The sequence below is a fragment of the Phyllobacterium sp. P30BS-XVII genome (assembly GCF_014138335.1).
Taxonomy (GTDB): Bacteria; Pseudomonadota; Alphaproteobacteria; order Rhizobiales; family Rhizobiaceae; genus Phyllobacterium; species Phyllobacterium meliloti.
In genome coordinates this window covers 140,816-154,814 of the sequence record NZ_JACGXO010000003.1, presented here as the reverse complement: position 1 = coordinate 154,814, position 13,999 = coordinate 140,816, and the positions used below count along the sequence as shown (strand labels likewise).

Annotated in this window: 13 protein-coding genes; 4 read left to right on the top strand and 9 right to left on the bottom strand. The window is 55.8% G+C overall.

Annotated elements, in window-relative coordinates; genetic code table 11:
* Window positions 1-45 precede the first annotated feature (45 nt).
* The 9 genes from FHW17_RS09925 to rpsF form a co-directional block, all read right to left on the bottom strand.
* A complete protein-coding gene (locus FHW17_RS09925) occupies window positions 46-636 on the bottom strand; it encodes a CvpA family protein (RefSeq protein WP_112524505.1) in 591 nt (196 codons plus the stop codon).
* Window positions 637-794: 158 nt separating this feature from the next.
* Complete coding sequence (gene radA / locus FHW17_RS09920) at window positions 795-2,198, bottom strand: DNA repair protein RadA (RefSeq protein ID WP_182509741.1); 1,404 nt, start codon at window positions 2,196-2,198, stop codon at window positions 795-797.
* Window positions 2,198-3,364 carry an alanine racemase gene (gene alr / locus FHW17_RS09915; protein WP_182509740.1) on the bottom strand — a complete coding sequence of 389 codons (1,167 nt, stop codon included), beginning with the start codon at window positions 3,362-3,364 and terminating at the stop codon, window positions 2,198-2,200. Before alr ends, radA begins: the two co-directional genes overlap by 1 nt.
* Before the next feature lie 278 nt (window positions 3,365-3,642).
* Window positions 3,643-5,142: a replicative DNA helicase gene (locus FHW17_RS09910; RefSeq protein WP_182509739.1), complete on the bottom strand. Its 1,500-nt coding sequence runs from the start codon at window positions 5,140-5,142 to the stop codon at window positions 3,643-3,645.
* A 551-nt stretch (window positions 5,143-5,693) separates the two neighbouring features.
* Complete coding sequence (locus tag FHW17_RS09905) at window positions 5,694-6,974, bottom strand: cyclopropane-fatty-acyl-phospholipid synthase family protein (RefSeq protein ID WP_182509738.1); 1,281 nt, start codon at window positions 6,972-6,974, stop codon at window positions 5,694-5,696.
* A 193-nt stretch (window positions 6,975-7,167) separates the two neighbouring features.
* Window positions 7,168-7,737, bottom strand: coding sequence for a 50S ribosomal protein L9 (rplI, locus tag FHW17_RS09900; RefSeq protein ID WP_112524316.1), 570 nt, complete (start codon window positions 7,735-7,737; stop codon window positions 7,168-7,170).
* Window positions 7,738-7,767: 30 nt separating this feature from the next.
* Window positions 7,768-8,733 carry a DUF2232 domain-containing protein gene (locus tag FHW17_RS09895; RefSeq protein WP_182509737.1) on the bottom strand — a complete coding sequence of 322 codons (966 nt, stop codon included), beginning with the start codon at window positions 8,731-8,733 and terminating at the stop codon, window positions 7,768-7,770.
* A 210-nt stretch (window positions 8,734-8,943) separates the two neighbouring features.
* Window positions 8,944-9,192, bottom strand: coding sequence for a 30S ribosomal protein S18 (gene rpsR, locus FHW17_RS09890; RefSeq protein WP_027229803.1), 249 nt, complete (start codon window positions 9,190-9,192; stop codon window positions 8,944-8,946).
* Window positions 9,192-9,617: a 30S ribosomal protein S6 gene (rpsF, locus tag FHW17_RS09885; protein ID WP_091880349.1), complete on the bottom strand. Its 426-nt coding sequence runs from the start codon at window positions 9,615-9,617 to the stop codon at window positions 9,192-9,194. Before rpsF ends, rpsR begins: the two co-directional genes overlap by 1 nt.
* 727 nt (window positions 9,618-10,344) lie before the next feature.
* Between rpsF and fabD the strand changes: the two genes are divergently transcribed.
* The 4 genes from fabD to fabF all read left to right on the top strand — a co-directional run bounded on the left by fabD (window position 10,345) and on the right by fabF (window position 13,926).
* Window positions 10,345-11,289: an ACP S-malonyltransferase gene (gene fabD / locus FHW17_RS09880; RefSeq protein WP_182509736.1), complete on the top strand. Its 945-nt coding sequence runs from the start codon at window positions 10,345-10,347 to the stop codon at window positions 11,287-11,289.
* Between the two features lie 17 nt (window positions 11,290-11,306).
* On the top strand, window positions 11,307-12,044 hold the full coding sequence (gene fabG, locus FHW17_RS09875) for a 3-oxoacyl-[acyl-carrier-protein] reductase (protein ID WP_091880346.1): 738 nt from the start codon (window positions 11,307-11,309) through the stop codon (window positions 12,042-12,044).
* 268 nt (window positions 12,045-12,312) lie between these two features.
* The gene (locus FHW17_RS09870) at window positions 12,313-12,549 is read left to right on the top strand and encodes an acyl carrier protein (RefSeq protein WP_091880344.1); all 237 of its coding nucleotides are present in this window, start codon (window positions 12,313-12,315) and stop codon (window positions 12,547-12,549) included.
* A 114-nt stretch (window positions 12,550-12,663) separates the two neighbouring features.
* Window positions 12,664-13,926, top strand: coding sequence for a beta-ketoacyl-ACP synthase II (fabF, locus tag FHW17_RS09865; protein WP_112524307.1), 1,263 nt, complete (start codon window positions 12,664-12,666; stop codon window positions 13,924-13,926).
* The last annotated feature ends 73 nt before the right edge of the window (window positions 13,927-13,999 follow it).

The window sequence follows — 13,999 nt, the reverse complement described above, 5'->3', positions numbered from 1 at the left end:
ACCACGCAAACGCCAAGTTAACCCTTTGTCGCACCCAAAAAGCTGTTAAGGCTTGGGTGTTGTGCCTTCAGGCGGGATATCTTCCTTGGGTTCAGGCGCTGTTGTCGCGTCCGGAGCCGTCGTCGATCCGGGCTTCAAACGCTTCAAAATGGTTGCTTCCGGGTCCTCAGGCAGCAGGCTCATCAGCTTTGCGCCAAGTGAGTCGATCATTGGCTTGGATTTTGCCTGTGAAACCCATGCAGGCTGGTTCTCGGTCACGAGCCAGTTGAAGAACAGCATCGCGACAACCACAAGCAGAACACCGCGGGCAGCGCCGAAGAGGAAACCGAGTGTGCGATCCAGCGCGCCGATACGGCTGTCGATGATGAAATCGGCAATCTTCATGGTGATAACCGAGACGATAATCAGCGTAACGATGAAGACGATGCCGGCCGCTGCAATCTGGGCAATGGTTTCATTGCTGATATAGGGGGCAAGGAAAGGCACGACGGGCTTGTAAAAGAGATAGGCCGCAGCCGCAGCCGCTGCCCATGAGACAACGGACAGCACTTCGCGCGAAAAACCGCGCACCATGGCCAGTACCGCCGAAACGAGAGTGATGCCCAAAAGAATTCCGTCAAGCAACGTAATAGGCATTTCCATGCATCCCCAATCCAAGTCTGACCCACACAGCCTTTAGATAATGGCGGTATCAGGTCAGTCGTCGCGTTTTGCCTTTCTACTGCGCCACGCATCCTCTCGGACGCGTAAAGGTCGCAGTAGCATTTTTAGCGGCGCATAACCCTTTCCAAAAATCAAACAGGATTTTTGGGTTTATGCGCAGGTCCCGACGCCGCAATCCGGGCCACAAGGTCCGGCAGCGAGGCCGTCTCGGTCAGATGAGCGTTGCGTCCTTTCGGCACGTCATTGCTTCCCTTAGGAAGAACTGCCTGCTTGAACCCAAGCTTCTCTGCTTCCTTCAGCCGCTGCACCGCATGCGCCACCGGGCGAACGGCGCCAGACAAGCTGACTTCGCCGAAATAGACGCAATCGGCCGGAAGGGCAATACCAGCAATGGATGAAACCAGTGCAGATGCAACCGCAAGATCGGCTGCGGGCTCAGAAATCCGGTATCCGCCCGCCACATTGAGGTAAACATCGTGTTGGCCGAACCTGACGCCGCAATGGGCTTCGAGCACCGCCAGAATCATCGAAAGGCGGTTGCCGTCCCAGCCAACGACCGCACGGCGCGGCGTGCCAAGCGATGAGGGTGCGACCAGCGCCTGAATTTCCACCAGTACCGGGCGTGTGCCTTCCATCCCGGCAAAAACCGCGGCTCCCGGCGATTTGTCATTGCGTTCGCCGAGAAAAAGCTCGGACGGATTGGCAACTTCGCGCAAGCCGCGATCGGACATTTCAAACACGCCGATCTCATCAGTCGGGCCGAAACGGTTCTTGACCGTGCGCAGGATGCGATAATGGTGGCCGCCTTCGCCTTCGAAATAAAGCACCGCGTCGACCATATGCTCGACCACGCGCGGTCCGGCAATCTGACCATCTTTGGTGACATGGCCAACCAGAACAACGGCGGCACCGGTCTGTTTGGCAAAACGGATCATCGCCTGCGCCCCGGCGCGCACCTGCGTGACCGTACCGGGTGCCGAATCGGCGGCGTCGGTCCATAGCGTCTGGATCGAATCGATGATGATCAGGTCAGGCCGCTTGGAATCGGAAATGGTGGCGAGAATATCTTCGACATTGGTTTCGGCGGCCAGAAGCACATCCGTGTCGGCGGCGTGCAGGCGCTGTGCCCGCAATCTGATCTGCGCCACCGCCTCTTCACCCGATACATAGATGACCTTGTGGCCCTGCCGCGCCAATGCTGCGGCAGCTTGGGTGAGCAGGGTTGATTTGCCGATACCGGGATCACCGCCCACGAGAATGGCCGAGCCGCGCACGAAACCGCCACCGGTTACACGGTCAAGCTCGCCAATTCCGGACTGGATGCGCGGCGCATCCTCGATCTCGCCTGAAAGAGAGGTGAGGGCGACCGCACGTCCCTTACGGCCCGACAATTTGCCGGGTCCGCTGCCGATTCCGCCCGCTGTGCCTTCCTCGACAAGCGTGTTCCACTCGCCGCAGGCATCGCATTTGCCAGCCCAGCGCGTGTGTACGGCTCCGCAGTTCTGACAGATGAATTGAATTCTTGCCTTGGCCATCAATCGCCTTTTCCGGAATAGAGGTAGCGACGGTGGTAGCGGTTTCCAAGCCCGGTCAACAGTTCAAAGCCGATGGAGCCTGCGGCGCGCGCGGCCTCATCAAGCAGAATGTTGTGGCCAAACAGTTCGATATAGTCGCCGGGTTTGACGGCATCTTCAGGCAGGTCGGTGATGTCAAAGGATGTCATGTCCATCGTCACCCGCCCGATAACGGGCACTTTGTGACCGGCAACAAAACCCTCACCACCCTTGCGTACAGCAATGCGCAGCGGTGTGCCACTGCCCGAGGCTGAGCGCAGATAACCATCCGCATAGCCGGTCGAGCAGATTGCAATGCGCGTGTCGCGCTCAAGCAGCGCTGTTGCACCATATCCTGATGTCTCGCCTTTGAGGCCGGTGCGGATTTGCACAACCCGCGCTTCGACTGTCACAACAGGGCGCATTGGATTGGGTTCGCCCGCAAGCGGTTCGCCGCCATACATGGCGATGCCCGGTCGGCTCAGATCGGAACCGATACCAACTGGGTGGAAAATGCCTGACGAGTTGGACACGCTTGATTCAATGCCTGCAAAAGCAGTACGAAGCTGTTGAAATGACTCAATCTGCCGCTGGGTGAGAAGATGTCCCGGCTCATCGGCGGTTGCCAGATGGGTCATGACCAGAACAGGCATGTCTTTGGCTTGGGTGGCAAAATCAATTGCTTCTGCAACAGTCAGCCCCAGCCGGTTCATGCCGGTATCCACATGCAGTGCGTAGGGCAGATTCAATCCGCTGCTGGCATTGGCATGGGCCCAGAGGTCGATTTCATAGTGCGAGCCAAGAACGGGAACAAGCCCCGACGTTTCAAAGAAAGAACGGGCCTCGGCAAACAGGCCATTGAGAACAAAAACCCGCGCTTCCGGTGCAATTGCTTTAACTCGCAACCCTTCCTCAACAAGCGCCACAAAGAATGTGCGGCATCCGGCGTCCCAAAGCACGGGCACGACATACTCAATGCCAAGCCCATAGGCATTCGCCTTGACGACAGCACTTGTCTGCGCTGGCTTGGATTTTTGGGCAAGAAGCTTCCAGTTCGCGGCAAGTGCATCAAGGTCAATGGTAAGCCGCCCGCCCGCAAGACGGGGGTCAGCGCCTGCGGTGGTGATGTGGGGCTGTGTGCTGGTCAAGTGAATGAGGTCCGGACTGGTTAAACTGGTCAAAATGGTATGAGGCTTTTCATTTGGATACTAGATGGAAGGTAAAGAGCCTTGGTTGTTTTGGATGGTTCGTGGTTCGTGGTTCGACAAGCTCACCATGAGGGAGAGTGTGGATGAAAGGGTGCTAAATTCTGCGACCTTTGTGATCTGCAACGTTGACGATTATCGGTGCATCCACACTCTCCCTCATGGTGAGCTTGTCGAACCACGAACCACGAACCACGAACCACGAACCACAATCACCAACCCTACTCAAACCGCTCCGGCAGGTGCGATTCTTCCGCAAGATCCGTAAAGCGGGTGAATTCCGCCTGGAAAGCGAGCTTTACCGTGCCTGTGGAGCCGTGACGCTGCTTGGCGATAATGACTTCCGCCTTGCCGATGGCTTCCTTGAGGTCTGCCTGCCACTTGAAATGCTCTTCGGTGCCTTCCTTCGGCTCCTTGTTCTTGATGTAGTATTCATCGCGGTAAACGAAGATCACCACGTCGGCGTCCTGCTCGATTGATCCCGATTCACGCAAGTCGGAGAGCTGCGGACGCTTGTCTTCGCGGCTTTCCACCTGACGGGAGAGCTGTGACAGGGCAATGATCGGTGTGTTGAGTTCCTTGCCGAGCGCTTTCAAACCCGTGGTGATTTCGGTGATTTCCTGCACGCGGTTTTCCGAAGCCTTCTTGGAAGACCCCTGCATCAGCTGAATATAGTCGATGACCAGAACGTCAAGGCCGCGCTGGCGCTTGAGGCGCCGGGCACGGGCGGCAAGCTGGGCAATGGAAATACCACCCGTCTGATCGATATAGAGCGGCACTTTCTGCATATGCTGCGAGCAGGCGACCAGCTTTTCAAATTCCGCCTCGTTGATTTCACCGCGCCGGATCTTTGACGAACTGATTTCCGACTGCTCGGAAATAATACGGGTTGCCAGCTGTTCCGACGACATTTCGAGGGAGAAGAAGCCGACAACGCCGCCATTCTTGGCCTTGATCGTGCCATCCGCCAACTGCTCAGACTCGTAAGCCGCAGCGATATTGAAGGCGATATTGGTGGCAAGCGAGGTCTTGCCCATACCGGGACGACCTGCCAGCACGATCAAATCCGACGGCTGCAGACCGCCCATACGGTTATCAAGTGAATGGATGCCGGTAGAGACGCCGGAAAGATGACCATCGCGCATGAAGGCGGCATTCGCCATATCCACGGCGGTTTTCACCGCATCGGTAAAGGTCTGGAAGCCACCATCATAACGGCCTGTTTCTGCCAGTTCGAACAGCCGACGTTCCGCATCTTCGATCTGACCCTGCGGCATTACATCAACAGGCGCGTCATAGGCGATATTCACCATATCCTCGCCAATGGTGATCAGCGCGCGGCGCGTGGCAAGGTCATAGATGGCGCGGCCATAATCCTCGGCATTGATGACCGTAACCGCTTCTGTGACAAGGCGGACGAGGTATTGCATCACCGTCATCTCGCCGACTTTTTCATCCGTCGGCAGGAAGGTTTTCAGCGTGACGGGATTCGCCATCTTGCCCATGCGGATCATGTCCGAGGACACATCGAAAATCTTCCGATGCAATGGCTCGTAAAAATGCACGGCCTTCAGGAAGTCGGAAACACGGTAAAACGCATCATTGTTGATGAGAATGGCACCCAGCAGCGCCTGCTCGGCTTCGATATTGTTCGGCGCTTCGCGGTAGAGCTTATCTCCACTGTCGCGTACCTCAAGGAATTTGCGTGCTGCCTCAGCCATATTAATTTTCGCCCCGATTCCAATACCTGTTCCGCAGTAAGCAGTTAAAAATGGCGTGTAAAGCTGCTCTGGACAACCAATGACGGTCCGAACGAAACGGTACCATGATTCCCGCTATTAACAGCCTTGGGGGATAAAACTTTTATTCCTTGGTCTGGTACTATTGACACATCAGCACTTCCGTCGGCGATGATATGGAGCATCTCCTTCTTCGGTATCTCACCAAGCACTTGCCTCTCCGTCATCCTCGGGCTTGACCCGAGGACCCACAGCAACGGACTGAGGGCTATAAAAGATTACAATAGAAGCGAGTAAGCGGCACGATGCGGCGGCTCAAATCATGGCGAAACACGTTGCGATAACGGCTGGCTCACTTCGACTTGATTTTGGGTCCTCGGGTCAAGCCCGAGGATGACAGTGAGGGAGGTACTCTGTCAGCGAGGGGCGCGTGCGGATGCGCGCCACAGCATCGGAGGCTTGAAGGTTAATGCAACTGGCCCGCCGCGATCATCACGATCATGGCGGGCCAATTTTATTCAAGTGCGCGAACGTTAACGTCCTGCAACCGATTCCCGGTTGTCGACCTGCGTATTGGCGCAGCTGCGCTCGCTTTCCAGTCGCTTGAGGCGCTTTTCTTCTTTCTCGATATAGCTGCGCGTTAGCGGCACAGCTTCCTGCCGGTGGGCCAGCTGTATCTGGAACACCATCAGGTTCTGCCAGCGGAATGCCGATTCCGATGCAGCCAGATAGAATTCCCACATGCGACAGAAGCGTTCATCATAGATCGCCTTTGCCTTATCGCGGTTGGCCATGAAGCGTTCACGCCAGATGCGCAACGTGTCGGCATAATGCAGCCGCAGGATTTCGATATCGGTGATAACGAGGCCAGCCTTTTCAATATGCGGAAGCACTTCCGAAAGGGCAGGGATGTAACCACCCGGAAAAATGTACTTCTGGATAAAGGCATTCGTATAGGACGGGCCATCGGAACGGCCAATCGAATGGAGAAGGAAAACGCCGTCCTTCTTCAAAAGCCGGGCCGTATGCTGGAAATATTCGGCAAAATGCCCGACGCCAACATGTTCGAACATGCCCACGGAGACAATCCGGTCAAAACTGTCATCAATGGTGCGGTAATCGCGCAGGTCAAAGCGAGCCTGTGTCGATAAACCTTCGTCCACTGCCCGCTTGTTGGCGATGCCATGCTGTTCGTGCGACAGGGTAACACCCTGCACATTGGCATCAAGGTGGCGGGCAAGGTAAAGACCCAGACCGCCCCAGCCGCAGCCGATATCGAGGGTCTTGTGACCCTTTTCTACCAGCAGCTTGGCGGCAATGTGCCGTTTCTTTGCCAGCTGTGCCTCTTCCAGCGTTGCATCCGGATGTTCGAAATAGGCGCAGGAATACTGCATGTCCGTGTCGAGAAACAGCCGGTACAGGTCTTCAGACAGATCGTAATGCCTGTGTACATTGCTTGATGAACGGGCAAGCGTATTCATCTGGTGCAGGCGGCGGGTGGCACGGCGAATGCCCTCCAGCGCCAGCATCCATGGCTCGCGGGCAACGGTTGCCCCGGTATTTTCGAAGATGATCTTGAGGACGTCATAGATATCGCCATCGAGAACATCGAGTTCGCCGTTCATATAGGCTTCGGCGAAATGCAGGGATGGATCAAAGGCAATCCGCCGTTCGGCAGCGGCCGTATTGATGCGGAAATGGATGGGTTCTCCGGTTCCATCACCAAAGGTGCGGTTTTGGCCGGAGGAGTCAGTGATAACAAGTGTACCAGTGTGAACAAGCCGCGAGAGGGCGGCCTTAAGGATGGCATTCATGAACAATCTCCATCATTGACGATAGAGCTCGGCCATTATGAGGCTCAAGGGAGAGCCAAGGTCGGGCGTGGGGTAGGATAAATAAATCTACCTGTTTTTTTGATTCTGAAAAGCAAAAAAACACCCGACATCTCTGCCGGGTGTTTTATGGTAAAGCAAACATCACTCGCAAGGAGTGGTTTCTGCTTTAAAATCAGGCGTTTTCTTCGCCTTCTTCGTCTTCGTCGAAGAATTCGTCAGAAAGCGGTGTTTCTTCAATGCCGTAGATGGCTTCAGCAGAGGTGAGGTCTTCACCCTTTACCTGACGCTCGGCTTCATCGGCAGTACGGGCAATGTTGATCGTAACAGTTGCTTCGACTTCTGCATGCAGAGCCAGAACGATCTTGTGCAGGCCAATCGTCTTGATTGGTGTGTTCAGCTCAACCTGGTTGCGGTTGATCGAGAAACCTTCTGCAGTGATCAGGTCAGCAATGTCGCGGGTCGTGACTGAACCGTAGAGCTGACCGGTTTCACCGGCGGAGCGAACAGCAACGAATGTCTTGCCGTTGAGCTTGTCAGCGATTGCCTGAGCTTCGGTCTTGCGCTCAAGGTTACGTGCTTCGAGCTGGGCGCGCTGGCCTTCGAACTTCTTCTTGTTGGCTTCGTTGGCACGAAGAGCCTTGCCCTGCGGCAGAAGGAAGTTACGGGCAAAGCCGTCCTTTACCTTGACTGTTTCACCCATCTGGCCGAGGCGGCTGATGCGTTCGAGAAGAATGACTTCCATTTGAGTTTTCCTTTCAAGTTCAATTGGTCGTTAATTGTCGTTATTGGGTGGTGTTTTAATTTCAGCCTTCGAGACCGGCGCGTTGCGCGATGTGTCAAACAGACCGGCCAGAAGGAAGATGATGAGCGTAAAGCTGAAGATCAAAGCGCAGGTATAGGCAAACCACAGGGCAAATGGCCGCCATGTCGCGCCGCGTGAGCGCGCATGCAGCATGGCGAAACCTGCCATTGAAAATCCGGCTCCAACGGCGCCAGCAACGGTGCTTCCCACATAGCCGGGCGCGCCCGGCAGGAAAGCCATTGCGCAGGCAATGGCAAAAATTACCAGTGCAGGCCGGGGCAACCGCAGTGCGCGGGGCCAATCATCCCGGGGGCGTTGCAGTTTGCCAGCGGCAGCAGTGATACGCAGGGCCACATAAAGGTTGGCGACGATAGACATCACAAACGCTGCCGATGCGATAATGGGCATCAAACGCAGCATAATCCGTACCAGCAACTGACCGACTTCCGGATTTGCAGCCAACTGGGGGTTGGTTTCATTCATCTGTTTGGTCACGGCCTGCACGAGCGCGCTCATCTGTGCTTCGCCGATCAGCGCACCGATAATGATCACACCGACGGCTATGACCAGACAGAGGCGCAGCAATGTGTCAGCCAGGGGGTACCAGACAAAGACGTCTTTGGGCCCGCCGATTTCAGCAGCCGGTCGTGCCAGACCAATGAAATATGCGCCCGTAGCGGCGGGAACAGCCATCAAGAGTATATCTGCCACCGCATCCAGCGATGGCGAAATGACATAAACTGCGATTGTCATTGTGGCCGCGGCGATGAAGCCGGTTATCGTGCCCCAGCCAAGCGCTGCAATGAAAATCGGTAGTGGGGTAAACAGGACGAGGAGAAAGCCAATAATCGACTGATTGGCAAGGCCGATCGAAAGCAGCGCAGCCGCAAGGCCCGCCAACACTCCAACGCCAATATCTGTGCCAGTCAGTTTCATTTCGCTCGCTGTCCTGCTTTGCGCATAACCCCCAAAATCATCTTTGGTTTTTGGATAAGGATTATACGCTATTCATGCAGTTAGAGGTGGTTTTTAAACCGATCCCTCAACTTGGGTTTTTTAATTTGCCTGACCGCGCCCATCGCGGAAGGCTTTATCTGCCCGAAGGCTGAAGGCGGCGGGACGAAATCCTGCCGCCTTCAGATTGTCTTACTTCACAACGTAAGGCAGCAGGCCGAGGAAACGGGCACGCTTGATCGCCTGGGCGAGTTCGCGCTGCTTCTTCTGGCTGACAGCTGTAATACGGGAAGGAACGATCTTGCCACGCTCGGAAATGTAGCGCGACAGGAGCTTGATGTCCTTGTAGTCGATCTTCGGCGCATTGGCACCCGAGAACGGGCAGGTCTTGCGGCGGCGATGGAACGGACGACGGGTCGGGATCTGATTGATATCAACCATTATTCTGCTCCTTCACCGGCTTCGTTGTCACGCGGACGGCGTGGACGGCGCGGACGATCGTCATCACGGCCACCAAACTTGTCGTCGCGTTCGCGGCGATCGTCACGGCGTGCAAGCATGGCCGACTGGCCTTCTTCGTGCTCTTCAACGCGAACAGTCATGAAGCGCAGAACGTCTTCATTGATGCGCTGCTGGCGCTCAACTTCTGCAACGGCAGCTGCCGGAGCATCGATGTTGAGAAGCGAGTAATACGCCTTACGGTTCTTGTTGATGCGATATGTCAGGGCGCGCAGGCCCCAGCTTTCAATACGCCCGACTTTGCCGCCATTGGCCTCGATGATACCCTTGTACTGTTCTACAAGCGCATCGACCTGCTGCTGCGAAATGTCCTGTCGAGCAAGGAACACATGTTCATAAAGAGCCATTGTCTTTGCCTTTCTTCGTTAATATTGCCCGGAATCAACGGTAAACCTCTGCGAATCTCTCTGCCGGAAACCGGCGAAGAAAGGACGCTGATGGAGACGATCGAGAGCGGAGACACGGGAGGCTGAAGCTTTTATGCTTCCACGGATAAAATCCGGCCCTCCGTTCAGCCCCCAGCTGACGCCGAGCAATGAACGGGCGGCTTATACGGGCAAATCTGAAAAGAAGCAACCCGCATGGACCGTTTTATATTGCAACGCAAAACCGGGTGCAGCTGGGGTGGCTGCCCCGCATTCATCTTGATGCATCCATCTCTCCGTTATGCCAAGGCACTTACTCTCCATATTGAGGCGCGTACCCTCCGTATACTAAGGCGCGTACCCTCCGTCATCCTCGGGCTTGACCCGAGGACCCACCGTTGAAGAACAGCAATATCCCCACTTGTATAGTGCGTTGCGTCAATCACGGCTCCAAATCGGCGATGCACCACCTCCCTCGATTCGAGAACCTGAATATCGGTTGCTTCTTTGCTGAGGGTCCTCGGGTCAAGCCCGAGGATGACAGTCAAGTCCAAGGATGACAGTGGAGTGGGGTATGATGGCAATGGGGTGGGGTATTAATGTGCATGCAAGCGGGGAACAACGCATGAAAGCTTGACTTCGGGCTTGCTGATAGGCACATCGCGCGGCACATTATCGAAAATAAAGCAAAAATCTGGAGGCGCCCCGCATGTCCATCGCATTTACCTTCCCGGGTCAGGGCAGTCAGACGGTTGGTATGGGCAAGGCTTTGGCCGACAATTTCGCCGAAGCCAAGGCTGTTTTCGACGAGGTGGATGATGCGCTGGGGGAAAAGCTCTCCTCCATTATTTGGGACGGACCGGAAGAAACCCTGACGCTGACCGCCAATGCACAGCCCGCCCTCATGGCTGTTTCCATTGCGGTTATCCGGGTTCTTGAAGCGCGCGGCATTTCGATCAAGGACAAAGTGGCCTATGTGGCTGGCCATTCGCTCGGTGAATATTCGGCGCTCTGTGCTGCCGGGACATTCTCACTGGCCGATACGGCGCGGCTTTTGCGTATTCGCGGCAATGCCATGCAGCAGGCGGTTCCTGCCGGGGCAGGCGCCATGGCTGCCATCATCGGGCTTGAGCATGATGTGGTGCAAGCTGTCTGCGCCGATGCGGCGCTGGAAGGCCCGGTACAGATTGCCAATGATAATGGCGGTGGCCAGATCGTTATTTCAGGCTCGAAAGCGCCCGTTGAAGCGGCTGCAGCGCTTGCGACGGAAAAAGGTGCCAAGCGCGCCATCATGCTGCCGGTCTCCGCACCCTTCCATTCGACCCTGATGGCGCCAGCCGCTGAAGCCATGCGCGCGGCGCTGGCCAATGTATCCAAACAAGACCCGATTGTTCCGCTCATTGCCAATGTGCGGGCAACCCCGGTCACATCGGCTGATGAGATCGCAGCTTTGCTGGTCGAGCAGGTGACGGGGCAGGTCCGCTGGCGCGAGACAGTCGAGTGGTTCGGTGCCAATGGCGTGACAACGCTTTATGAGATTGGCGCGGGCAAGGTGCTGACCGGTCTCGCACGCCGTATTAATAAAGACATATCAGGTGTCGCGGTTGGCACGCCTGACGATATTGAAGCGGCTGTTGCCGCTCTGAACATTTGAACGGAAGGGATTGAGCAATGTTTGACCTGACAGGCCGCAAGGCTCTCATTACTGGTGCCAGCGGTGGTATTGGCGAATCCATTGCCCGCGCACTGCACGCGCAGGGCGCGATTGTTGGCCTGCATGGCACACGCGTCGAGAAACTCGAGGCATTGGCGAGCGAGCTTGGTGATCGGGTCAAGATTTTCCCGGCAAACCTGTCGAACCGCGACGAAGTGAAGGCGCTGGGCGAAAAGGCGGAGAGCGAACTCGAAGGCGTCGAGATTCTCGTCAACAATGCCGGTATCACCAAGGATGGGCTGTTTGTCCGCATGGCCGATGCTGACTGGGATAGCGTGCTTGAGGTCAATCTGACTGCCGTATTCCGCCTGACGCGCGAACTGACCCACCCGATGATGCGCCGCCGCTATGGCCGCATCATCAACATCACCTCTGTTGTTGGTGTAACGGGTAATCCCGGCCAGACAAACTATGTGGCATCGAAGGCCGGTCTGATCGGCTTCTCGAAGTCGCTGGCACAGGAAATCGCCAGCCGCAACGTTACGGTCAACTGTGTTGCACCGGGTTTCATCGAATCGGCGATGACCGACAAGCTGAACGACAAGCAGAAAGAAACCATTATGTCCGCCATTCCCATGCGCCGCATGGGTACAGGGGCGGAAGTGGCGTCGTCTGTAATCTACCTTGCCAGCAACGAAGCATCCTACGTCACCGGCCAGACGATCCACGTCAATGGCGGCATGGCAATGATCTGATAAAATGCACCCGGACAATACAATTCAGCCGGGTGTAAAGGGTGCAATCACATTTATGAGATTGAGGCCGTCAATAAAGCGTGATAAGTCGCGCACCAAGTCAGGACATCAAATCGATTTGATGCCCTTTCCTTTCCGCAAGGAATAAGCCGCGAGGATGCGTGTTTTAGCTGTTAAACAGGGCTGAAGTGCCATCTTATTGCTTGATTAGAGTCATCCGTGCCGCTAACCAAGGCATAGGGAAAAACAAACAGGTTGAGGTTTCCACATGAGTGATACTGCAGAACGCGTCAAGAAAATCGTTATTGAGCATCTGGGCGTTGATGCCGAGAAAGTCACCGATGGTGCGAGCTTCATCGACGATCTGGGCGCAGACAGCCTTGATACTGTCGAGCTCGTGATGGCTTTCGAAGAAGAATTCGGCGTTGAAATTCCTGATGATGCTGCCGAGACGATTCTGACAGTCGGCGATGCCGTCAAGTTCATCGACAAAGCATCTGCCTGATTTTCATTCGGCCTGGCAGCGCAGGAATCATGACAGGAGGCGAGAAGCCCCTGTCGGGACCTGCGCGGGGCCGTTGGAAAAGATCATGCTGAATATGACATTGAAGGATCGGCCATGAGGCGCGTTGTCATAACCGGCCTTGGGCTGGTTTCTCCTCTTGCATCCGGTGTTGAGCTTACTTGGTCCCGCCTTCTGGCTGGTAAGAGTGCTGCCCGACTGGTGACAGAGTTTGAAGTTGAAGATTTGCCTTGCAAGATTGCCTGCCGGATTCCGGTTGGTGATGGCACCGATGGTACATTCAATCCTGATGATTGGATGGAGCCAAAGGAACAGCGCAAGGTTGATCCCTTTATCATTTACGCCATGGGTGCTGCCGATCAGGCGCTTGCCGATGCCAAGTGGGCACCGGAAAGCGACGAGGATCAGATTCGCACCGGTGTGCTGATCGGTTCGGGTATTGGCGGCCTCGAAGGCATTGTCGAAGCGGGTTATACGCTGCGCGACAAAGGCCCCCGGCGCATTTCGCCTTTCTTTATTCCCGGTCGTCTGATCAATCTGGCTTCAGGCCAGGTATCCATCAAGCATAAGTTGCGCGGCCCGAACCATGCGGTTGTCACCGCCTGCTCGACCGGTGCGCATGCCATTGGTGATGCATCGCGTCTGATCGCTTTTGGCGATGCTGACGTTATGGTTGCCGGTGGTACGGAATCGCCCGTCAGCCGTATTTCGCTGGCCGGTTTTGCGGCTTGCAAGGCGCTGTCCACAGCGCGTAACGATGATCCGACAGCTGCTTCCCGCCCTTACGATGATGACCGCGACGGTTTCGTTATGGGTGAGGGTGCCGGTATTGTTGTGCTTGAAGAGCTGGAACATGCTCTGGCACGCGGTGCAAAGATTTATGCCGAAGTCATCGGCTATGGCCTTTCCGGCGACGCTTATCACATTACAGCTCCGTCCGAGAGCGGTGAGGGTGCGCAGCGCTCCATGGAAATGGCTCTGAAGCGCGCGGGCATCACACCGGATCAGATCGACTACATCAACTCCCATGGTACATCGACCATGGCCGATACGATTGAGCTTGGTGCTGTCGAGCGTGTTCTGGGCGATGCTGCTCCGAAAGTCTCGATGTCGTCCACCAAGTCATCCATTGGCCATCTTCTCGGTGCTGCCGGTTCGACCGAAGCCATTTTCTGTGCGCTTGCCATTCGTGACAATGTCGCCCCGGCTACGCTCAATCTGGACAAACCATCGGTGGAAACCAAAATTGATCTGGTGCCGCACAAGGTACGGCATCGTAAGATTGACGTGGCGCTTTCCAACTCCTTTGGATTTGGTGGCACCAACGCTTCGCTGGTTTTGCGGCGTTTTCAACAGTGATTGCAGCAATGGCGGAAGCGTTTTCGCGCTTTCGCCATAATCACAATCAAATTTACCGGCATTCTTGCCGGAA

Excerpts from the sequence above, each read along its gene's own strand:
- FHW17_RS09925 (WP_112524505.1), bottom strand. The coding sequence starts at position 636 with ATGCCTATTACGTTGCTTGACGGAATTCTTTTGGGCATCACTCTCGTT.
- radA (WP_182509741.1), bottom strand. The coding sequence starts at position 2,198 with ATGGCCAAGGCAAGAATTCAATTCATCTGTCAGAACTGCGGAGCCGTA.
- FHW17_RS09910 (WP_182509739.1), bottom strand. The coding sequence starts at position 5,142 with ATGGCTGAGGCAGCACGCAAATTCCTTGAGGTACGCGACAGTGGAGAT.
- FHW17_RS09905 (WP_182509738.1), bottom strand. The coding sequence starts at position 6,974 with ATGAATGCCATCCTTAAGGCCGCCCTCTCGCGGCTTGTTCACACTGGT.
- rplI (WP_112524316.1), bottom strand. The coding sequence starts at position 7,737 with ATGGAAGTCATTCTTCTCGAACGCATCAGCCGCCTCGGCCAGATGGGT.
- FHW17_RS09895 (WP_182509737.1), bottom strand. The coding sequence starts at position 8,733 with ATGAAACTGACTGGCACAGATATTGGCGTTGGAGTGTTGGCGGGCCTT.
- rpsR (WP_027229803.1), bottom strand. The coding sequence starts at position 9,192 with ATGGTTGATATCAATCAGATCCCGACCCGTCGTCCGTTCCATCGCCGC.
- rpsF (WP_091880349.1), bottom strand. The coding sequence starts at position 9,617 with ATGGCTCTTTATGAACATGTGTTCCTTGCTCGACAGGACATTTCGCAG.
- fabD (WP_182509736.1), top strand. The coding sequence starts at position 10,345 with ATGTCCATCGCATTTACCTTCCCGGGTCAGGGCAGTCAGACGGTTGGT.
- fabG (WP_091880346.1), top strand. The coding sequence starts at position 11,307 with ATGTTTGACCTGACAGGCCGCAAGGCTCTCATTACTGGTGCCAGCGGT.
- FHW17_RS09870 (WP_091880344.1), top strand. The coding sequence starts at position 12,313 with ATGAGTGATACTGCAGAACGCGTCAAGAAAATCGTTATTGAGCATCTG.
- fabF (WP_112524307.1), top strand. The coding sequence starts at position 12,664 with ATGAGGCGCGTTGTCATAACCGGCCTTGGGCTGGTTTCTCCTCTTGCA.